This window comes from Lysobacter sp. Soil_N_23, from assembly GCF_057656135.1.
Genome location: NZ_JBDGKY010000035.1, coordinates 1 through 18770, shown reverse-complemented (window position 1 = coordinate 18770; position 18770 = coordinate 1). Strand labels below are relative to the sequence as shown.

Annotated in this window: 20 protein-coding genes; 9 read left to right on the top strand and 11 right to left on the bottom strand. The window is 68.9% G+C overall.

Annotated features, from left to right (window positions below; translation table 11 throughout):
- Positions 1-126 precede the first annotated feature (126 nt).
- From AC3A3X_RS17400 to AC3A3X_RS17380, 5 genes are all read right to left on the bottom strand, one after another.
- The gene (locus AC3A3X_RS17400) at positions 127-990 is read right to left on the bottom strand and encodes a pirin family protein (protein WP_487584255.1); all 864 of its coding nucleotides are present in this window, start codon (positions 988-990) and stop codon (positions 127-129) included.
- Positions 991-1096: 106 nt separating this feature from the next.
- Positions 1097-1690 carry a class I SAM-dependent methyltransferase gene (locus AC3A3X_RS17395; protein ID WP_487584254.1) on the bottom strand — a complete coding sequence of 198 codons (594 nt, stop codon included), beginning with the start codon at positions 1688-1690 and terminating at the stop codon, positions 1097-1099.
- Positions 1691-1699: 9 nt separating this feature from the next.
- Positions 1700-3952: a bifunctional 23S rRNA (guanine(2069)-N(7))-methyltransferase RlmK/23S rRNA (guanine(2445)-N(2))-methyltransferase RlmL gene (gene rlmKL, locus AC3A3X_RS17390; RefSeq protein ID WP_487584253.1), complete on the bottom strand. Its 2253-nt coding sequence runs from the start codon at positions 3950-3952 to the stop codon at positions 1700-1702.
- Positions 3949-4482 carry an alpha/beta hydrolase gene (locus tag AC3A3X_RS17385; protein ID WP_487584252.1) on the bottom strand — a complete coding sequence of 178 codons (534 nt, stop codon included), beginning with the start codon at positions 4480-4482 and terminating at the stop codon, positions 3949-3951. The genes rlmKL and AC3A3X_RS17385 overlap by 4 nt, the downstream gene beginning before the upstream one ends.
- Before the next feature lie 25 nt (positions 4483-4507).
- On the bottom strand, positions 4508-5008 hold the full coding sequence (locus tag AC3A3X_RS17380) for an MOSC domain-containing protein (protein WP_487584251.1): 501 nt from the start codon (positions 5006-5008) through the stop codon (positions 4508-4510).
- Between the two features lie 166 nt (positions 5009-5174).
- Between AC3A3X_RS17380 and AC3A3X_RS17375 the strand changes: the two genes are divergently transcribed.
- The 4 genes from AC3A3X_RS17375 to AC3A3X_RS17360 all read left to right on the top strand — a co-directional run bounded on the left by AC3A3X_RS17375 (position 5175) and on the right by AC3A3X_RS17360 (position 9071).
- Positions 5175-5762, top strand: a complete 588-nt coding sequence (locus AC3A3X_RS17375) for an N-acetylmuramoyl-L-alanine amidase (RefSeq protein ID WP_487584250.1) — start codon at positions 5175-5177, stop codon at positions 5760-5762.
- Positions 5763-6002: 240 nt separating this feature from the next.
- A complete protein-coding gene (gene tesB, locus AC3A3X_RS17370; RefSeq protein ID WP_487584249.1) occupies positions 6003-6914 on the top strand; it encodes an acyl-CoA thioesterase II in 912 nt (303 codons plus the stop codon).
- Between the two features lie 7 nt (positions 6915-6921).
- On the top strand, positions 6922-7764 hold the full coding sequence (locus AC3A3X_RS17365; protein WP_487584248.1) for a hypothetical protein: 843 nt from the start codon (positions 6922-6924) through the stop codon (positions 7762-7764).
- Positions 7765-7862: 98 nt separating this feature from the next.
- On the top strand, positions 7863-9071 hold the full coding sequence (locus tag AC3A3X_RS17360; RefSeq protein ID WP_487584247.1) for an RNA polymerase sigma factor: 1209 nt from the start codon (positions 7863-7865) through the stop codon (positions 9069-9071).
- A 725-nt stretch (positions 9072-9796) separates the two neighbouring features.
- On the opposite strand, the gene AC3A3X_RS17355 is transcribed toward AC3A3X_RS17360, so the two are convergent.
- Positions 9797-10432: a hypothetical protein gene (locus AC3A3X_RS17355; protein WP_487584246.1), complete on the bottom strand. Its 636-nt coding sequence runs from the start codon at positions 10430-10432 to the stop codon at positions 9797-9799.
- A 140-nt stretch (positions 10433-10572) separates the two neighbouring features.
- Between AC3A3X_RS17355 and AC3A3X_RS17350 the strand changes: the two genes are divergently transcribed.
- Both AC3A3X_RS17350 and AC3A3X_RS17345 read left to right on the top strand, forming a co-directional pair.
- A complete protein-coding gene (locus AC3A3X_RS17350) occupies positions 10573-11313 on the top strand; it encodes an arginyltransferase (RefSeq protein WP_487584245.1) in 741 nt (246 codons plus the stop codon).
- Positions 11314-11457: 144 nt separating this feature from the next.
- Positions 11458-12591, top strand: a complete 1134-nt coding sequence (locus AC3A3X_RS17345; protein ID WP_487584244.1) for an endonuclease/exonuclease/phosphatase family protein — start codon at positions 11458-11460, stop codon at positions 12589-12591.
- 163 nt (positions 12592-12754) lie between these two features.
- Here the strand turns inward: AC3A3X_RS17345 and AC3A3X_RS17340 are convergent, their stop codons facing one another.
- Both AC3A3X_RS17340 and purT read right to left on the bottom strand, forming a co-directional pair.
- Positions 12755-13177 (bottom strand): hypothetical protein, encoded by a 423-nt coding sequence (locus tag AC3A3X_RS17340; RefSeq protein ID WP_487584243.1) that lies wholly within the window; start codon positions 13175-13177, stop codon positions 12755-12757.
- Between the two features lie 27 nt (positions 13178-13204).
- On the bottom strand, positions 13205-14404 hold the full coding sequence (gene purT / locus AC3A3X_RS17335; protein ID WP_487584242.1) for a formate-dependent phosphoribosylglycinamide formyltransferase: 1200 nt from the start codon (positions 14402-14404) through the stop codon (positions 13205-13207).
- Positions 14405-14621: 217 nt separating this feature from the next.
- On the opposite strand from purT, the gene AC3A3X_RS17330 reads away from it, so the two are divergent.
- The 3 genes from AC3A3X_RS17330 to AC3A3X_RS17320 all read left to right on the top strand — a co-directional run bounded on the left by AC3A3X_RS17330 (position 14622) and on the right by AC3A3X_RS17320 (position 16771).
- Positions 14622-15575, top strand: a complete 954-nt coding sequence (locus tag AC3A3X_RS17330) for a hypothetical protein (RefSeq protein WP_487584241.1) — start codon at positions 14622-14624, stop codon at positions 15573-15575.
- Positions 15576-15659: 84 nt separating this feature from the next.
- Positions 15660-15839 carry a DUF4177 domain-containing protein gene (locus AC3A3X_RS17325; protein WP_487584240.1) on the top strand — a complete coding sequence of 60 codons (180 nt, stop codon included), beginning with the start codon at positions 15660-15662 and terminating at the stop codon, positions 15837-15839.
- 134 nt (positions 15840-15973) lie between these two features.
- A complete protein-coding gene (locus AC3A3X_RS17320) occupies positions 15974-16771 on the top strand; it encodes a M15 family metallopeptidase (RefSeq protein WP_487584239.1) in 798 nt (265 codons plus the stop codon).
- An 8-nt stretch (positions 16772-16779) separates the two neighbouring features.
- Here the strand turns inward: AC3A3X_RS17320 and AC3A3X_RS17315 are convergent, their stop codons facing one another.
- From AC3A3X_RS17315 to AC3A3X_RS17305, 3 genes are all read right to left on the bottom strand, one after another.
- Positions 16780-17124, bottom strand: a complete 345-nt coding sequence (locus AC3A3X_RS17315) for a hypothetical protein (RefSeq protein ID WP_487584238.1) — start codon at positions 17122-17124, stop codon at positions 16780-16782.
- 205 nt (positions 17125-17329) lie between these two features.
- Positions 17330-18004, bottom strand: a complete 675-nt coding sequence (locus AC3A3X_RS17310) for a DNA-3-methyladenine glycosylase family protein (RefSeq protein ID WP_487584237.1) — start codon at positions 18002-18004, stop codon at positions 17330-17332.
- A 1-nt stretch (position 18005) separates the two neighbouring features.
- Positions 18006-18371: a DUF423 domain-containing protein gene (locus tag AC3A3X_RS17305; protein ID WP_487584236.1), complete on the bottom strand. Its 366-nt coding sequence runs from the start codon at positions 18369-18371 to the stop codon at positions 18006-18008.
- Positions 18372-18770 lie beyond the last annotated feature (399 nt).

Here is an 18770-nt window from a genome sequence, read left to right as displayed (position 1 = left end):
GCAGTGGGCCATGGATGGCCCACGCCCCGCATTCGGACAGGATGTCCGACCAAGGGGCGGAGCAATCCCCGGCCCGGCGGACGACGCCGTTCCGCAGACGCAGGCCCAACGCGCAACAGCGGCCCGCTAGAACCGGCCTTCCTGGAAGTCGACGAAGGCCTGCATGATCTGCTCCTTCGTGTTCATCACGAACGGACCATAGCGCGCCACCGGCTCACGCAGCGGACGACCGGCGACCAGGATCACGCGCACGCCCTTGGTGCCCGCCCGGAGCTTGAACACACGACCGCCGTTGAGCACCGCCAGCTGCTGCGTCGACAACGGCCGCGCATCGTCGCCATCGCCGATCGTGCCCTCGCCCTCGAAGGCATAGGCGAACGCATTGTGGCCGTCGGGCAACTCGTACTGCCACGCAGCGCCCGCAGCCAGCTCGATGTCGAGGTAAACCGGATCGGTCGCCGGCTGCTGGATGGGACCGGCGACGTCGCCGATGCGGCCGGCGATCAGCTTCACGTTCACGCCGGGTGCCGGCTGCAGCTGCGGGATGCGATCAGGGGCGAACTCCTGGTACTGCGGCTGCGCCATCTTCTCGCTCGCCGGCAGGTTCACCCACAGCTGGAAGCCACGCATGCGGCCTTCCTGCTGCTCGGGCATTTCCGAATGCACCAGACCACGGCCAGCGGTCATCCACTGCACGCTGCCGGGCACCAGCACGCCCTCGTTGCCGTGGTTGTCCTTGTGGCGCATGCGCCCGTCGAGCATGTAGGTGACCGTCTCGAAGCCGCGGTGCGGATGATCCGGGAAGCCCGCCAGGTAATCCTCGGGCTTGTCGGTGCCGAACTCGTCGAGCATCAGGAACGGATCCAACATGTCCAACTGCGGCGTGCCGATGACGCGGGTCAGGCGTACGCCGGCGCCGTCGGAGGCCGGCATGCCGCGGATGACGCGACCGATGCGGGCGAAGTCCTGGCTGATGTCGGGATGGCTCATGGCGTACTCCGGATTACTGGTTGACTGCCCGTCAAAGTCGGGCGGGAGCGGCAGCGCCGCCAGCATCGCCGATGGAACGATCCATTACGGCGCGGCCGGTCTGGGCTCAACCGCGCCGGCTGATCACGTAGACCGTCGCCGGCGGCACGTTGAGGAGGACGAACTCACCGCGCTCGACCTCCAGGCCGAGCTCCTCGACCACCTCCGCGGCGACCGGCGACTGCGGACCGTAGGTGAACTGGAGGAAACGACCGCCCTCGCGCAGGCAGTCGAACGAGGCCTGCAGGATCTCGCGCTGGGTGCCGCGCGGCATGCTCAGGAAACCCAGGCCCGAAACGATCGCGTCGGCCGGTCCGTCGGCCAGATAGCCGTCGGTTGCGGCGAGCTGGATGAGGTCGCGGGCGTCGCCGAGCACGATGCGAACCTGCGGGAATCGCGTGCGCAGGTGCGCGTGCAGTTCCTCGTTGAGTTCCAGCACCATCAGCTCGCGACCGAGGATGCCGCCCGCGAGCAGCGCACGGGTGATCGCCCCGGTGCCACCGCCCAGCTCGATCACGCGACGCGCGCCTTCGGGCAAGGCGGTGACCATTGCCGCGGCCAGGTCGCGGCCGGACGGCGCCACCGCCGCGGTGCGCGCGGGATTGCGCAGCCACTGCCGGAAGAACGTCCACGAACCTTTCGGAAGTGTCAGCCGGCGCATGGGGTCATCTCAGGCAAGCCGCCGCAGGCGCCAGCAGCGGTGGATGCGGGCGTCGCGCTCGAAATCGGGCGGGATGGTCTGCGCGCTGATGTCGACGCACTCGGCGAACTGGCCGATCGCCGCCTGGTCCAGGCGGAAGCGGCGGAAGTTGTTGGAGAAATACAGCACGCCCCCTTCGGCCAGGCGCTCCACCGCCGCGCGCAGCAGGCGGACGTGTTCGGCCTGGACGTCGAAGTCTTCCGCGCGCTTGGAGTTGGAGAACGTCGGCGGGTCGCAGAAGATCAGGTCGTACTGCTGCGTGTCCGCTTCCAGCCAGGTCAGCGCGTCGGCCTGGACCAGGCGGTGGCGGGTGCCGCCGAGGTTGTTCTCGCGCAGGTTGTCGGCGCACCACTCCAGGTAGGTGGCCGACAGGTCGACCGTGGTGGTGCTGCGGGCACGACCGACCGCCGCATGCACGGTGGCGGCGCCGGTGTAGCCGAACAGGTTGAGGAAGCGCGTGTCCTCGGCTTCGGCGCCGATGCGCAGGCGCATCGGTCGATGATCGAGGAACAGGCCGGTGTCGAGGTAGTCGAACAGGTTCACGCGCAGGCGCGCATCGCCCTCGCGCACGGTCACCAGCTCGCCACGCGAATCGAACTGTCCGTACTTGCTGCCGCCCTTGCCGCGGGCGCGGGTCTTCAGGGCCACGTTCTCGCGCGGCACGGCGAACACTTCGCGCGCCGCCGCCAGCAGTTCGTTGAGCCGCTTGCGCTGCACGGCCTCGGGGATATCGGCCGGCGCCGCGTATTCCTGCACGTGCAGGAACGTGCGCGGCGTGGCCTCGTCGGTGACGTAGACGTCGATCGCCGCCGAATACTCCGGCAGGTCGGCGTCGTAGGCGCGATAGCAGCTGATGTGCTCGCGCTCGCGCCAGGACTTGAGCTTGCGGATGTTCTTGCGCAGGCGGTTGGCAACCATCTGCGCGCCTTCCGACAACGCCGGCGCCGGTTCGTCGGCGGCCCGCTCGCGCTGCGGCGGTGCCACCGGGTCGCAGACGATCAGCGTGCATTCGATGGCACCGTTGAACAGCTGGTATTTCTTGCCCGCGCGCAGGCCGGTGGCGCGCGCCAGCTCGGGGTCGCCGCAGAGCAGGCTGGCGCGCCAGGTCGGCACGGCGCGCTTGAGGGCGTCGCCGAGGGCGCGGTAGAGGGCGGCATCGGCGGCGAGGCGGGCGTCGTATGGCGGGTTGCAGACGACGAGGCCCACGCCGTCATTCCCGCGAAGGCGGGAACCCAGCGACTCTGGCTCCTGCGATTCCGCCTCCGGCTGCGTCGAAGGCAACGACGCTGGGTCCCCGCCTTCGCGGGGATGACGGGTGGTGGGGGCTTCGAGTGAACGTATGTCGTCCACGCGCCAGTCGATCACGCCGGCCAGGCCGGCCAGCACCGCGTTGTCCTGCGCGGCGCGGATCGCGTGCGGATCCAGGTCGCTGCCGAAGAACGCCGGACGCAATGCATTCATGCCGGCGGCCTCGCGCGCACGCGCCGCGTCCACCAGCTGTTGCCACGACGACGCGTCGAAGCCGAGCCAGCGCGTCGGCACGCCGTTGCCATGCCGCTGCAGGCCGGGCGCGACATCGGCCGCCATCAGCGCGCCTTCGATCAGCAGCGTGCCGCTGCCGCACATCGGGTCGAGCAGCGCGCCGCCGTCCGCGTACACCTTCGGCCACTGCCCACGCATCAGCACCGCGGCGGCGAGGTTTTCCTTCAGCGGCGCTTCGCCCTGCTTGCTGCGCCAGCCACGACGGTGCATCGGGCCGCCGCCGAGGTCGATCGAGACGATCGCGCGGCCCTTGCGCACGACCAGGTTCAGGCGCAGGTCGGGTGCTTCGACGTCGACGTCCGGGCGCGATCCGGTGCGCGCGCGCATCACGTCGACCACTGCATCCTTGACCCGCTGCGCGGCGTAGCGCGCATGCGTGATCGCATCGCCCGACACGTGCGCGTCGACCGCGACCGTATCGCCCTGGGCCAGGTGCTGCGGCCAGTCGATCGCGGCGGCACCGGCATACAGCGCGTGCTCGTCGGGACAGTCGAATTCGGCGATCGGCCACAGCACGCGGCTGGCCAGGCGCGACCACAGCACCGCACGCTGCGCATCGAGCGCGCTGCCTTCGACATTGGCGCCGGCCATGGCCGCCGTTGCGCGCGTGCAACCGAGCGCGACGAGTTCGTCGGCGAGCAGGTATTCCAGGCCCTTGCCACAGCTTGCGAAGAATTTCATGGCAGCACCGACAGAAGAGAGGCGAAGGCATCGGCACTGGCCACGACATGGTCCGACAGGCGATGGCTGTCGTTGACCAGCAACAGGCGCGACCCGCGTGGCTGCGCCCAGGCGACGACGTCGCTGGCGGGGATCAGTTCATCGTCCCAGCCGTGGATGATCGAGGTCGGCACGACGGCCGCCTGCAGGCGCGGTGCCGGGCCCATCTGGATGGGCGGTGCCATCAGGAACAGGCCGGCGGTCGGTACCTGCAGCGACACCAGGCCGGAAATGTAGGCGCCCAGGCTCGATCCGGCCAGCACCAGCGGGCCGCGCGCAGCCGCAGCGCGCGCCAGCTCCAGCAGGTGCTGCAGGCGGCTGGGCACGTCGCCCAGGTCGCTGATGTCGCGACGTGCATCGAAGTGGGTGAAGTCGGGCCGCTCGTGGCTCCAGCCCAGGCGCTGCGCGACGTCGGCCAGCGCGGTGACCTTGGTCGCGTCCGGACCGCTCTCGAAACCGTGGGAAAGGATGCAGTGTCCGCGCGTGCTCATGGTTGCCCTGGTCGACTCGTGCTGGTCAATCGTGAAGTGCGACGACGGCGTCGCCGAGGTGGATCGTGCCGCCGTCGAGAATGCGCGCGCACAGCCCGCCATGACCGCGCATCGCGTTGTAGCCGCCCGCGCCGAGTGCGGCTTCCATGCGCGAGCACGGATCGCAGTCGTCGGTGCCTTCCAGCACGACCTCGCCGATGCGGAAGCGGCGCCCCTTGAGTGCGACCAGCGGCAGCCCTGAGACGACCAGGTTGCGGCGCAGCGTCGCCGGCGCCACTGCCTCATGGCCGGACAGCGCCGCGATCACCGGCAGGTGTTCGGCCTGGATCAGGGTGATGCCACGCTTGCCGCTGCCGCCGCTGTATCGGTCGCCGACCAGGCCCGCGCCGGTCTGGGCGAGCACCTGCGTCACCGCCTCCATGGCGACGTCGCGCTGCGGTCGCAGGCCGATCCATTCGACCCGGCCCTGGCGCGGCAGCATGGCCATCAATTTGCCGAGCTCGGAGTCGGCGGGAGGGAGCTTCATGGCGGGGGATCCGTGCAGTCTGGGCAATCTGCGCTGTTCGAACCGGTGCCTGGGCGCGCAGTTCTGGGGGCTCGACGTCCACATCGCAGCGCGATTGTCAGCGTGGTGGTCGTCGGGGCCGGCGGCCAGCAAGGCCGGGCGGGGGCGAATGGTAGCATCCGGCCCCATGTCGCCCGCTTCCTCGCAGCATGAACTCACGGCCCCGCCGATCGCCTTCGATCCCCTGCCCTACCAGGACCGGCTGGAGGCGCGAACGCTCGACCAGATCGATCTGGTGGTGATCCATTGCACCGAACTGCCGGACCTGGCGATGGCGCGCCGATTCGGCGAGGAGGTGCTCTACGAAGGCTCGCAGACCGGCAACAGCGGCCACTACTACATCGACCGCGATGGCAGCCTGCACCAGTACGTCGCCCTGGATCGCATCGCCCACCACGTGCGCGGCTACAACCCGCGCGCGATCGGCATCGAGCTGGTCAATCGCGGCCGCTACCCGGACTGGCTGGCGGCGCACCACCAGGCGATGGGCGAGCGCTATACGCCCGAGCAGATCGAGGCGCTGGTGGTGTTGCTGCAGCACCTGAAGAACACATTGCCAGCATTGCGCCATATCGCCGGGCACGAGGACCTGGACACCACGACCGTGGCCGCCAGCGACGATCCCTCGGTGCAGGTGCAGCGCAAGCTCGACCCGGGGCCGCAGTTCCCGTGGGCGCAGGTGATGGCGGCGGTGGATCTCGAACGCCTTCCGTAGCGACCGTCAAACGCCAACCTCACCGTCATCCCGGCACACGCCGGGATCCAGGCCCGTATCCTTTACCGGGGCACCGTGAACGGGATGGCGTGACAGCCTGGATCCCGGCGTGCGCCGGGATGACGGTGCTTTCAGGGATGACGGTGCTTTCAGGGGATGACGGTGCTTCAAGGGATGTCGGCCGGGGATGCAGAGCCCATCTCGTATACTTCCGACCCGCGTCCCACGAGCTTTCCGCGCATGACCTCACCCGCTTCCGAGCAAGTCGTTCCCGAGCTGGTCGAGCTGCTCTCGCTGGAGCGACTGGAGGACAACCTGTTCCGCGGCCAGAGCCGCGACATCGGCACCAAGTACGTCTTCGGTGGCCAGGTCGTCGGCCAGGCCCTGTCGGCGGCGCAGGCGACGATGTCCGAGCCGCGCGGCGCGCACTCGCTGCACGCCTACTTCCTGCGCGCCGGCGACGTCTCCGCGCCGATCGTCTACCAGATCGACCGCACCCGCGACGGCGGCAGTTTCTCCGTGCGCCGGATCACCGCGATCCAGCACGGCGAAGTGATCTTCTTCATGGCCGCCTCGTTCCAGCAGCACGAGGACGCCGTCGAGCACCAGCTGACCATGCCCGAGGTGCCCAAGCCGGAGGACATCGAGCCGGCGCCGCCGGTGCCCGAGCACGTGATGGCGACGCTGCCGACCAAGGTCCAGCGCTGGCTGTCGCGGCAGGGACCGTTCGAGTTCCGCCACGTCTACCCGCGCGACGAGCTCAACCCGCCCAAGCGACCGCCTTACCAGCAGGTCTGGTTCCGCCTGAGCGAACGCGTCGGAGACGCGCCGGAACTGCATCGCGCCCTGCTCGCCTACGCGTCCGATTTCCATTTGCTCGGCACCGCGACCTTCCCGCACGGCATCAGCTACTACCAGCCGAACGTGCAGATGGCCTCGCTCGACCATGCGATGTGGTTCCACCGTCCGTTCCGTGCCGACGAATGGCTGCTGTATTCGATCGACAGCCCGAGCGTGCAGAGCAGCCGAGGCCTCGCCCGCGGACAGATCTTCGACCGCGACGGCCGCCTGGTCGCCAGCACCGCGCAGGAAGGCCTGATCCGCGTCGTCCGCGATGCGGCCGCGGCCGCGCAAGTGCCGGCCAAGGAATAATCGCGCGATGAGACAGGTATTCAGCAGCCAGCGCCTGGAAAACGTCGAGCAGGTCGCGCAGATGATGCGCGATGCCGACATCGAGGTGCGCATCACCAACGGCCGCTCCTACAAGGGCGGCCGCCGCGGCACGTTCAGCTACAGCGAACCCGGCGGCCCGAAGCCGGCGGTGTGGGTGGTGCGCTCGGAGGACCAGGTGCGCGCCCGCGAGATCCTGCGCGACGCCGGCCTGCTGGAGTCCACCCGCGAGAGCTTCCGCGGCCCCAGCTTCCGCTTCGAGCCCGAAACCCAGGGCAAGTCACCGCAACAGTCGCGCATGCTGCGGATAAAGCTGGTGCTGATGGCGGGCATCGTGATCATCGGCGGCCTGGTGATCCGGCACGCGGTCAACCTGGACATCGCCAACGAAGCACTCAAGGAGCATCCGCTCGACGGCTCCACCGCGGCCATCCCGCAGCCGCTGGCGGCGGCGGTGCTGCAGCAGGAGCTGCCGAAAGCGCGCCTGGACGCACTGTGCCTTGCCATCGACGGCAAGGACGCGCCGGCATCACTGGTCAGCGCGATGCAGCAGCCCGGCCACCGCGTGGTGCCGGCGTCGGAATGCGTGCGCAACACGAACGACGAAGTCGGCAGCCAGCACCGTGCTACCGGAGCGCCGGCGCTCATCGTCGATGTGCATGCATTCCGCCCGCAGAAGCGCGACGCCGCCAACGACGGCGCGATCACCGGCGTGATCGAGTACACGGCGTATCACCACCGCATGTCGGCCTCCTACAAGACGCTGGAAGTGACGCAGGTGGACGGCAGCGGCTGGAAGGTCGTGCGCACCATCAAGCACGTGTCGATGTAAGCCGGCCTGTGGGAGCGGCTTCAGCCCCGAAGGCCGTGTCACATAGGGCGCGCCATGACGTCCGTAGAGGGTGGACCCCGCCGGAAGCCCGCCAAACCGTGAACGCCGAAGCCATCGAAGGACTGATCCACCACGAGTTGCCGGCCGCGGCCGGCGGCGACCGCCAGGCCTATTCGCGGATCGTCGCAGGCTGCCAGAACACCGTGACCACGCTCGCGCTGGTGATCGTCCGCGACGTGCCGACCAGCGAGGACATCGCCCAGGAAGCCTTCCTCAGCGCCTGGCAGAACCTGCGCCGGCTGCAGAACCCGGCCAGCTTCCTGCCCTGGCTGCGGCAGATCACCCGCAACCTGGCCCTGGACCACTTGCGCGAGGTCCGCAGGCTGCCGCGCGAGGTCGCCGACGCCGAGCGGGTCATCGCCGCGGTCGCCGATCCGCAGCCGACACCGGTCGAGCACCTGATCGAGGACGAACGCCAGCAGGCCGCGGCCGAGCTGATCTCGGCCCTGCCCGACGACAGCCGCGAAGTGCTGCTGCTGTACTACCGCGAAGGCCAGAGCTCGCAACAGGTGGCGGCATTGCTGGGCCTGAGCGACGCCGCGGTACGCAAGCGTCTGTCGCGCGCCCGAGCGACTGTACGCGCCGAGCTGCTCGCACGATTCAGCGACTTCGCCCGCGACAGCGCCCCGTCGGCGGCGTTCACGGCGATGGTCGCCACGGCACTGGGGGTGTCCAGCCCAATGGCATCGGCGGCGGTCATGATCGGCACCGCGGGGCTTGGCTCGGCAAGCGCCGGCAAGATCGGTGCCGGTGCCAGCGTGTCGGCCGGCATCGCCGGCGGCTCCGCCAGCGGTGGCCTCGGCCTGTTGCTGGACACGGCCATCCATTACGACTGGATCGTTTACGCGACGATCGGCGGCATCCTCGGCACCTGGCTCGGCGGCCGCTACCTGCTCGGTTTTGCCGGCAACGACGAGGAGCGCATCGCGATCGGCCGCTTCGTGCGCAACATCACCGCGACATCGGCCGTGTTCTGCGTCGGCATGATGGTGCTGACGATCACGACCCGAGGCTGGGTTCCGATCACCGCGTTCGCGCTGGCGGCAATGGCGGTGATCAACTACCAGTACCTGGTGCCGCTGCCGCGGATCATGGCGCCCTGCTTCGCCCGCGAGACTGCCCGCACCGGCCGGCGCCAGCCGAGCGTGACCTATCAGTGGCTGTGCGGCGCGCCGGCGGTGTGGGTCAGCTCGACGCTGGCACTGGGAACACTGGCGTATGCGTTGCTCGCGTCAGGGCGGTTCTGACAAGTGCATCAACGTGATGCGGTTTTTTCGCGCGCGGTGTGGCGCGGTGTGGGGGGAGGAGGTGGGGTGTATTCCGCGAACCTCCGCTTCGCTCCGTTAACTGTTCGCGAAATACACCCCACCCCCTCCTTCCCAACGCTGCCGTTGTTTCATCGACTTCGCGTGTCGGGTCGGTGCGCTGCCCGCGTGAATTGGCTGCAATGGCGGGACTCGGGCTGTGCCGTTACGGGGCGGTGTCCGCGCCCTCGCTCGGTCGGGAGCTCGGGCCCGGACGCCCGCGAAAGGATCACGTGGTTTCAAACCCGCTTGGGTGCGTACGCCGATGTTGCTGACACTTGCTTGCGAAGCAACGTCGCTGGGTTCCCGCCTTCGCGGGAATGACGAGCATCAGGCAACGACGCTGGGTCCCCGCCTTCGCGGGGATGACGGTCTTTCAATGATGACGGTCTTCCATGACGGAGGGAGCCCCTCTCCCGCTTGCGGGAGAGGGGTTGGGGTGAGGGCCATCGAAGACCATGCAACGAAATGCCGAAGCGTCGTCCGCAGACGCAAGCCCAGCACGCACCAGCAACGGAAACGGAAACGCACCAGCAGGTCCCTCACTACGTTCGGGACGACAGAAGCAAAAAAACCCGTGCCGCGGAGACCCGGCACGGGCAGTGGGGATTTGCAGGACAGCCAAGCGCGTTGTTGTGCAGGCATCGACCGTGCCCGGCCGGGAAAGTTCAGTGGCGCGGCGAGTGCCTGAGATCGTCGCGGGTCAGGTAGCCGTCGCGGTCCTCGTCCATGAACGCGAACCCCTTGCTCAGGCGCGGCATGTTCTCGCTGACTTCCAGCTTGCTCAGCTTGCCGTCGTGATTGAGATCGGCGGCGGCGAAACGCTCCTCCGCCCGCTTGGCCCGCTCGGCCTCGCGCTGCGGACGCATCTTCTCGTGAAAGTTGCGCAACTCGCTGCGGACGACGTAGCCGTCACGGTTACCGTCGACCTGGTCGAAGCTCTTGGCGAGCCACGGCATCGACGCCGCCTCGGCCTTGCTGATGCGGCCATCGCCATCGGCATCGGCATTGATCAGCCCGTCCATGCCGCCGCCATGACCGCGGCCCTTGCCGCTGCGATGGGGACGCTCGGAGCGATCCAGCTTGCCGTCCTTGTTGCTGTCGAGCTGATCGAACTTCGCCGCCAGGCGCGGGCTCGCCGCGGCCTCGTTGCGGTCGATCGCACCATCGTTGTTGACGTCGAGCTTCGGGCGCGCCGCGTGGGCACCGTCGTCGGCCTGGGTCGCGGCCAGCGCGGTGCCGGCGGTGACGATCGCAGCGATGGCGACGGCAAGCAGAGCGGAAAGGGAATTTCGCTGTTTCATTGGTAAGGCTCCTGCGGATGGCGTCGGTTGGCGCCGATGACCAGATCAACGCCCGGCCACCGTTGCGGTTGACAGCGGGCGGGCCGCGTTCAGTCGCGCGACAGCGTTTTCCTCACGCGCCACGGCGCTATGCTGGCGCCATGGGCACCGAACCGCAGGACAGCGACGATCTCCGCCTGTTCCACACCGGCGAGCACGCCTGTGGCTACTGGCCCGAGCGCGTCGCCCGCGACCTCGTGCTCGACCCGCGCGACCCGCGCCTGCGGCAGTGGTACCCGCACGCACTGGGATGGGGCTTCCGCCGCTCCGGCGACATCGTCTACCGCCCGCATTGCGCCGGCTGCCGCGCCTGCGTGGCGGTGCGCATCCCGGTCGACCGCTTCGTCCCCGACCGCAGCCAGCGCCGCTGCCTGGCCCGCAATGCCGGCGTCGAGATGCGGGTGCTGCCGACCCAGCGCACCGCCGAGCAGCTGGCCTTGTACCGCCGCTACCTGGCCGCCCGTCATTGCGGCGGTGGCATGGACGGCCACGGCGCGACCGAGTTCGACCAGTTCCTGATCGGCAGCTGGAGCGAAGGCCGTTTCCTCGAGCTGCGCGAGGCGTCCACGCACGGCCCCGGCAAGCTGCTGGCGGTGGCGGTGACCGACGTGACCGAAGCGGCACTGTCGGCGGTCTACACCTTCTACGACCCGGACCTCGCCGATCGCGGCCTGGGCACGCTGGCAATCCTGCGCCAGCTGGAATGGGCCCGGCGCGAGCGCCGTCGCCACCTCTACCTGGGCTACTGGATCCAGGGCCATCCGAAAATGGACTACAAGCGCCGCTTCCGCCCGCTGGAAGCCTTCGACGGCCGCGACTGGCACGACCTGCCAGTACCCTGATCCTGTCATTGCCGCTGCGCGACGGCATGACATCATCGCGCGATGAACAGACTCCCTCACCTCCTCATTTGCGCCGCCCTTTCGCTGCTTGCCGCATGCACGCAGATAAACATCAAGGGCGATCCAGAGACCTGGGCCAGATCGATGAGCAGCGACACGACCCTGCGCGTGGCGACGTACAACACCTCGCTCTTTGACGACCAGGACGGCGGCCTGATCCACCGCCTGCAGGCCGGCGACCCTGGCGCGCGCAAGATCGCCGCGGTGCTGCAACGCGTGCGCCCCGACCTGGTGCTGCTCAACGAGTTCGACTACGACGCCCAGGGCACAGCCGCCGATCTGTTCCAGCACGACTACCTCGCCGTCGCCCAGCCCGGCGGTGGCGAACCGCTCAAATACCCGTACCGCTACCTGGCCCCGGTCAACACCGGCGTGCCGAGCGGCCTCGACCTGGATGGCAACGGCGAAGCCGGCGGCGCCGGTCGCAACCGCGGCAACGACGCCTGGGGTTACGGCCTGCACCCGGGCCAGTACGGCATGCTGGTGCTGTCGCGCCACCCGATCGACGACGCCCAGGTGCGCACGTTCCAGTTGCTGAAATGGAGCGCGATGCCGGGCGCCTCGCAACCGCGTGATCCCGGCAACGGCAAGCCGTGGTACCCGGCATCGATCTGGTCGCAGCTGCGCCTGTCGTCGAAATCGCATTGGGACGTGCCGGTGCGCACGCCGGCAGGCGTCGTCCACTTCCTGGTGTCGCACCCGACTCCGCCGGTGTTCGACGGCCCCGAGGACCGCAACGGCGTGCGCAACGCCGACGAGATCCGCCTGTGGCGCGAGTACCTGTCGTCGCCCAACGCCGCCTGGCTCTGCGACGACCAGGGCCGTTGTGGCGGCCTGCCCGCGGACGCACGCTTCGTCATCGCCGGCGACCTCAACAACGACCCGAGCGATGGCGATGGCCATCACGAGGCGATCATCGAATTGCTCGAACACGCGCGCGTGGCGCGTTACGAAACGCCGCGCAGCGAGGGCGCGGTCGAAGTCGGCGCACGCTACGCCCAGACCGGCATCGTCCGCCGCGGCTCACCCGCCCATGCCACCGGAGATTTCGGACCGAAGGCCGGGACGATGCGACTGGATTACGTGCTGCCCTCGGTGGGGTTCAGCGTCGAAGGCAGCGGCGTGTTCTGGCCGGCCGCGGCGCAGCCGGAGGCGGCCATTGCCGATGGCAGCGACCATCACCTGGTGTGGGTGGATGTGGGGATGGAGGCGCGCTGAGGGTGGCTTGACGGAAAGAGCGAAGGCGCTGGGTCCCCGCCTTCGCGGGGATGACGGGCAAAGGCAAAGTCAAAATGGGTCCCGGCGTGCGCCGGGATGACGGTGACAAGGCTGGGGCTGTGAGGGCCTGGGTCCCGGCGTTCGCCGGGACGACGGGGGGTGACTATGGCTTCGGCGGCAACTTGGCCATCACCGTCGTGACCGGATCGACCACCGGCATTGGAATCTCCACCGGCGCATGCACCGTCTGCGCGGACGCCAACGCTGTCGGCGGCACTGCCACTGCGTCGGCATCGGCAGGCGCCGCCACCACGCGCGGCCCGAATCCGAACACACCATCGCTGCGCGCCGACACGATCATCCGCACCATGTTGGCCGGCACCATCAACTCCACCGCGATGGCATTGCCCTCGGCCGTGCGCCCCTCGATCGTCATCTCGATCAGCGCACCACCGGTGTCGATCGAATTGCACAGCACGTGCGGCCCACTGGGACCGTCGTGCATGTACGGGCGGATCGCCTCACCGAGCGCCTCCAGCGCCTGCGGGTAGAAGAACACGGCATAACCCTGGGTTTCGTCGAGCATGGTCGCGGCTCCTCGGGAATGATGCGTTCAGCGCAGATCGATCTGGAGCGCGGCAGCGGACCGCCGCGCGCGCTCGCGTGCCGTATCGATGTCCTCGGCCAGCGCCAGCGTGACCGCGACACGGCGATGCCCTTCCACGCGCGGCTTGCCGAACAGGCGCAACTGCGTGTCTGCCTGCGCCAGCGCCGCATCGACGCCGTCGAACACCGGCACGCCATGGCCCTGCGCCAGCACCGCACACGATGCCGCCGGGCCGTACTCGCGGATCGACGGCACCGGCAATCCAAGGATCGCCCGAGCATGCAGGGCAAACTCGCTCAAGTCCTGCGAAGCCAGCGTGACAAGGCCAGTGTCGTGCGGCCGGGGTGAGACCTCGCTGAACCAGACATCGTCACCCTTGACGAACAATTCCACGCCGAACACGCCCCAGCCACCCAGATCATCTGTGATCGTACGGGCGATGCCCTGCGCGCGCGCCAGCGCCTTGGTCGACATCGCCTGCGGCTGCCAGCTCTCGCGGTAGTCGCCATCGCGCTGCAGGTGGCCGATCGGTGCGCAGAACGTGGTGCCGCCGACATGCCGTACCGTCAGCAGCGTGATCTCGTAGTCGAAGTCGACGAAGCCTTCCACGATCACGCGGCCGGCACCGGCGCGGCCGCCGGTCTGCGCGTAGTCCCAGGCCTTGTCGATGCTGTCGGTGTCACGCACCAGGCTCTGGCCCTTGCCCGACGACGACATCACCGGCTTGACCACGCAAGGCAAGCCGATCGTCGCGACCGCGGCGCGGTAGTCCTCCAACGTGTCCACGAACTTGTACGGCGAGGTCGGCAACCCCAGCGTCTCGGCCGCGAGGCGGCGGATGCCTTCGCGGTCCATGGTCAGGCGTGCAGCGCGCGCGGTCGGGATGACCCGCGTCTGCGTACCGCGTTCGCCGAATTCGCGTTCCAGGTCGACCAGGGTCTGCGTGTGGATCGCTTCGATCTCCGGCACGATCAGGTGCGGACGCTCGAGTGCGATCAGCGCGCGGATGGCGCCGCCGTCGAGCATGTCCAGCACATGGCTGCGATGCGCCACCTGCATGGCCGGTGCGTCGGCATAACGGTCGGCCGCGATCACCTCCACGCCGAAGCGCTGCAACTCGATCGCCACTTCCTTGCCGAGTTCGCCCGAACCGAGCAGGAGCACACGGAATGCGTGCGGGGACAGGGGCGTGCCGAGGGTGATCATGTGGGGTCCGGGCGTAGGGCTGGCGGTCAGTTTATGGGGACAAGGGCAAAAGGTCTTCAGGCTTTTGCCGGAAGTACGCCAGCCCGTCCCGGAGCGCGTCCCGGTGGCCCGCGGACCGAACGGCGTGCACGCTGCGATAACACGACGTTCCCGCGACCGTTTGCAGTTTGTTGCTGCCACCTTTGTCGGGTCGCAAATCGCATGCCATCCTGTGCCGATGTCCGGCCCCGCCCCCGCCTCCGCAGCCGCGCAACGAATCGTCCTCGCGCTCGCCTGCGTGATCGCCTGTGTGATCGCCGTCGCCGGCTGCGCCGACGATGGGTCCGAGCCTGTCGAGGAGGGTCGTGGCACCCACCTGGCCGGCGTGATGATCGACCCGCAACTGGACGAGATCAGCGGCGTCGCCGCATCGCGCCGCCATCGCGACGTGCTGTGGATGCTCGACGACGGCGGCAACCCGGAGCGCCTGTTCGCGGTCAGCACCGGCGGCACGCGATTGGCCACGCTGCGCGTGGAGGGCGTGACCAAGACCGACTGGGAGGACCTGGCGTCCTTCGAGCTCGATGGCCGCAACTATCTGCTGATCGCCGATACCGGCGACAACGGTGGCCTGCGCCGCAGCCTGCAACTGCACATCGTCGAGGAACCGGCGCGGATCGAGAATGCGCGACTGCGTCCGGCGTGGTCGATCGCGTTCCGCTGGCCCGATGGCGCGCGCGATTGCGAAGCGGTGGCGGTGGATGCGGAGAACCGCCAAGTGCTGTTGATATCGAAACGCCGGCAGCCGCCCGAGTTGTTCTCGCTGCCACTGCACCCGCGCGGGACGGCGCTGCAGACCGCGCACAAGCTCGGCCCCCTGGCCGGCGTGCCGCAGGCCGACGCCAATGCGCTGCGCCGCAATCCGCAGCGCGCGCGCCTGGACAGCCAGGTGACCGCGGCGGATGTGTCGCCCGACGGTCGCACGCTCGCGGTGATGACCTATCGCTGGCTGCTGCTGTACCCGCGCCATGCCCGCGAGGACTGGGGCCAGGCAGTCGCGCGTGCGCCGAAGTTCGAGCCGCTGCCGTGGCTGCCGCAGGCCGAGGCGCTGGCGTGGAGCCGCGACGGCAAGCACCTGTATGCGACCGGCGAATTCATCCCCGCGCCGTTGTATCGGATCACCCCGGGTTGATCCGATGGGCGGATCCGCGCGTCCGACCGCCGCCCCTTACCAACACCGCCCCTGACCAGACAGTTCACCGATGAGGACCCCGTCATGAGCCAACGCTGGACCTACGAAGTCATCGAGATCGTGCCGAGGATGCTCGGCCCTGCCGTCAGCGAGCGCCTGCAGGAAGAACTCAACCGCCTCGGCGAGGATGGCTGGGAGCTGGTGTCGGTGATGGCGGTGACGCCGTTCGACCACCTGCGCGCGGTGCTGAAAAGGCCGGTCTGAGGCCGTGTGGCAGAGGTGCCTGTGGGAGGGGCTTCAGCCCCGATCGGGCCTTGCCGGCCGCCAATCGGGGCTGAAGTCCCTCCCGCAAGCTGCGAGCATGGCAACGACCGCCCCGGGCCGCTAACCTGATGGCCATGCGCGGCCAGCCCCGAATCCTGATCAACACGCCGGAAATCGAACTCTGGCCGGGCGGCCTGTTGCGCGCGCGCAGCAACTTCGACGCGCGCGCACTCGCCCGTGCCCGCCATGTCCTGCGCCGCAAGCGCGATGGCCAGTACCTCGCCGTCGATCTGCCCGAAGGCCTGCTGGCACTGGTGCCGCACCTGCGCCGGGAACCCGGGCTGGATGCCGCGCTCGACGCCATCGAAGCCCCGCCCGCGCACCTGCGCGCCGGCATCGAGCACGTCCGCGAACTACCGCTGGACCGCCTCGAAGAGCGACTGCGCGCGCTCGGATTGGATGGCGAATACGGCGAGCGCAGCGGCCTGGCGCTGGTCGCCGAACCCGACTGGCTCGCCTTCGCCGGATTCGACCGCTACCGCCGGCCGTTGTGGCTGCACGCCGAGGCCGCGCGCGCATGGTCGCACCTGCACGATGCGGCGCTGCGTGATGGCGTCGTGCTCGAAGCGATCTCCGGTTACCGCAGTCACGACTATCAGCTGGGCATTTTCGAGCGCAAACTCGCGCGCGGACTGGGCATCGAGGAGATCCTTACCGTCAACGCCGCGCCGGGCTACAGCGAGCACCACTCCGGCCGGGCGCTGGACATCGGTGCACCCGACGAGCCCCCGGCCGAGGAGTCGTTCGAAGGCACCGCCGCGTTTGCCTGGCTGCGCGACAATGCCGAAGGCTACGGCTTCGTGATGAGTTACCCGCGCGACAATCCGCACGGCATCGTCTACGAGCCGTGGCACTGGCGTTACCAGGTCTGAGGCCGCGGCTATTCCTTGTCGAGGGTGATGCGCACACCCTTGGCGGTCTTCTGGGTGATGGTCAGGTCGAAGTTGGCATCGCCGAGATGCTTCTTGATCAGCACGTCCTCGCCATCGTCGACTTCGACGCGGTAGCTGTCGCCAAGCTTGGCGCGCAGCTGGTCGCGGATCAGATGGGCGATGCGGTTTTCGCCGGCGTCCTTGGGAATGGCGACGGAGACGTCGACCGCCGGCTCCTTCACCGGAGCAATATGGAAGACCACGACGCCATCACTGTCGGCATCGCTGCTGACCTGGATGCGCCACTTGTTGGACGGGCTGGCGATCGCCATCGCCGATGCGAACAACAGCATCGACGCTGCGACTCCCATCCACCGCTTCGAAGCGCCACGTTGCCGGGATTGCATGCCACACCTCCCTGATCGGTCTGGAGAACCAGCAGGTGCATGCCGCCAGGGCGACCGCACGCTGCGCCGCTGCATCCATTCCTCCCCGGACGCCGCTGGCGGACCGATCTTCCCGCAACCGATGTCAAGACGGTCTTGATGCGGGCGGCGGTCAGTCCTGCGAGCGTCTTGTCGGGGTCCGCGCCTGGCTGTCGAGGTCGGCGATCTTCCACAGGTACAGGCTGGCGTAGGTCCGATATGGCCCCCAGCGCTCGCCGATGGCGGCCAGCTCCTTCGGGGTCGGCATCTGCTCCAGGGCGTCGACGAACTGGGCGCCCTTGCGGATGCCCAGGTCGTCGACCGGCAGCACGTCGGGGCGCCCCAGGCGGAACATCAGCATCATCTCCACCGTCCAGCGGCCGATGCCGCGCACCGGCACCAGCGCATCGATGATGGCCTGATTGTCCATGGTGCTCATGCGGCGCAGGTCCGGAATCTCGCCACGCGCCTCGCGCGCGGCGAGATCGCGCAGTGCCAGCGACTTGTTGCCGGACACACCGCAGGCACGCAGCGCGACATCGTCGATGCGACCCAGCGTGTCGCAGTGGAAACGCGTGCTGCCGATTGCCGCTTCGACGCGACCGACGATCGTCGCCGCCGCCTTGCCGCTGAGCTGCTGGTACAGGATCGCCCGGGCCAGGGCATCGACCGGATCGAAGGACTTGCGCCAACGCGGATCCGGCGCCAGCGGACCGATCCTGCGCATCCAGCGGGCCAGCTTGCGATCGCGCTTGAGCAGGTGGGCGTGCGCCGCCCCGGTGTCGAATCCGCGCGAATGGCGTGGCATGTCAGCGCCTCAGGGCATCGGCCGCGTACAGCAGCCATGCCAGGATCATCAGGGTGCCGCCGAACGGCGCCAGTGCCGTGGCCGTGCCCAGGACGACGGCCGCAGCCAGGCTGCCGGAGAACAGCAGCGTGCCGAGCAGCAAGGTCGAAAGCGCCGCCAGCGTGAGTTTCCTGCGCAGGTGCGGCGCCAATGCAGCCAGCGCGATGCCATGGCCGAACGCGAACAGCGCCGCGGAATACAGGCGGTGCTGCGCGCCCGCATCGACAGCGTGCGCCGCGTAGGCCGACAAGGCGACCGACAAGGCCGCCAGGACGGCGCCGGAGGCAGTCAGGAGACGGGTGGGCAGCGCGGAGGGATGGGCATTCATGCGTGTCGGTCGACGGTCGGGTGCCGCATCACGATATCAGTCACGTATCGGTCCGCAGATGTGAGCAACGCCACTGGGTCCCCGCCTTCGCGGGGATGACGGGCAAGGGGCAACGTCCATGGGTTCCCGCCTTCGCGGGAATGACGGGCATAGGAGCAACGCCACTGGGTCCCCGCCTTCGCGGGGATGACGGGTTTCTTTAGCCCCTCTCCCGCTTGCGGGAGAGGGGTTGGGGTGAGGGCCGCCGAAGACCATGCAGCGAAATGCCGAAGCGTCGTCCGCCGGGCCGGGGATTGCGCAGCAGCGGGCCATGGATGGCCCGCGCCCCGCCTTCGGACAGGATGTCCGACGAAGGGGCGGAGCAATCCCCGGCCCGGCGGACGACGCCGCTCCGCAGAC

What these genes read in the sequence shown, in the direction of transcription:
- AC3A3X_RS17400 (WP_487584255.1), bottom strand. Translation starts at nt 990, where the DNA reads ATGAGCCATCCCGACATCAGCCAGGACTTCGCCCGCATCGGTCGCGTC.
- AC3A3X_RS17395 (WP_487584254.1), bottom strand. Translation starts at nt 1,690, where the DNA reads ATGCGCCGGCTGACACTTCCGAAAGGTTCGTGGACGTTCTTCCGGCAG.
- rlmKL (WP_487584253.1), bottom strand. Translation starts at nt 3,952, where the DNA reads ATGAAATTCTTCGCAAGCTGTGGCAAGGGCCTGGAATACCTGCTCGCC.
- AC3A3X_RS17385 (WP_487584252.1), bottom strand. Translation starts at nt 4,482, where the DNA reads ATGAGCACGCGCGGACACTGCATCCTTTCCCACGGTTTCGAGAGCGGT.
- AC3A3X_RS17380 (WP_487584251.1), bottom strand. Translation starts at nt 5,008, where the DNA reads ATGAAGCTCCCTCCCGCCGACTCCGAGCTCGGCAAATTGATGGCCATG.
- AC3A3X_RS17375 (WP_487584250.1), top strand. Translation starts at nt 5,175, where the DNA reads ATGTCGCCCGCTTCCTCGCAGCATGAACTCACGGCCCCGCCGATCGCC.
- tesB (WP_487584249.1), top strand. Translation starts at nt 6,003, where the DNA reads ATGACCTCACCCGCTTCCGAGCAAGTCGTTCCCGAGCTGGTCGAGCTG.
- AC3A3X_RS17365 (WP_487584248.1), top strand. Translation starts at nt 6,922, where the DNA reads ATGAGACAGGTATTCAGCAGCCAGCGCCTGGAAAACGTCGAGCAGGTC.
- AC3A3X_RS17355 (WP_487584246.1), bottom strand. Translation starts at nt 10,432, where the DNA reads ATGAAACAGCGAAATTCCCTTTCCGCTCTGCTTGCCGTCGCCATCGCT.
- AC3A3X_RS17350 (WP_487584245.1), top strand. Translation starts at nt 10,573, where the DNA reads ATGGGCACCGAACCGCAGGACAGCGACGATCTCCGCCTGTTCCACACC.
- AC3A3X_RS17345 (WP_487584244.1), top strand. Translation starts at nt 11,458, where the DNA reads ATGAGCAGCGACACGACCCTGCGCGTGGCGACGTACAACACCTCGCTC.
- AC3A3X_RS17340 (WP_487584243.1), bottom strand. Translation starts at nt 13,177, where the DNA reads ATGCTCGACGAAACCCAGGGTTATGCCGTGTTCTTCTACCCGCAGGCG.
- purT (WP_487584242.1), bottom strand. Translation starts at nt 14,404, where the DNA reads ATGATCACCCTCGGCACGCCCCTGTCCCCGCACGCATTCCGTGTGCTC.
- AC3A3X_RS17330 (WP_487584241.1), top strand. Translation starts at nt 14,622, where the DNA reads ATGTCCGGCCCCGCCCCCGCCTCCGCAGCCGCGCAACGAATCGTCCTC.
- AC3A3X_RS17325 (WP_487584240.1), top strand. Translation starts at nt 15,660, where the DNA reads ATGAGCCAACGCTGGACCTACGAAGTCATCGAGATCGTGCCGAGGATG.
- AC3A3X_RS17320 (WP_487584239.1), top strand. Translation starts at nt 15,974, where the DNA reads ATGCGCGGCCAGCCCCGAATCCTGATCAACACGCCGGAAATCGAACTC.
- AC3A3X_RS17315 (WP_487584238.1), bottom strand. Translation starts at nt 17,124, where the DNA reads ATGCTGTTGTTCGCATCGGCGATGGCGATCGCCAGCCCGTCCAACAAG.
- AC3A3X_RS17310 (WP_487584237.1), bottom strand. Translation starts at nt 18,004, where the DNA reads ATGCCACGCCATTCGCGCGGATTCGACACCGGGGCGGCGCACGCCCAC.
- AC3A3X_RS17305 (WP_487584236.1), bottom strand. Translation starts at nt 18,371, where the DNA reads ATGAATGCCCATCCCTCCGCGCTGCCCACCCGTCTCCTGACTGCCTCC.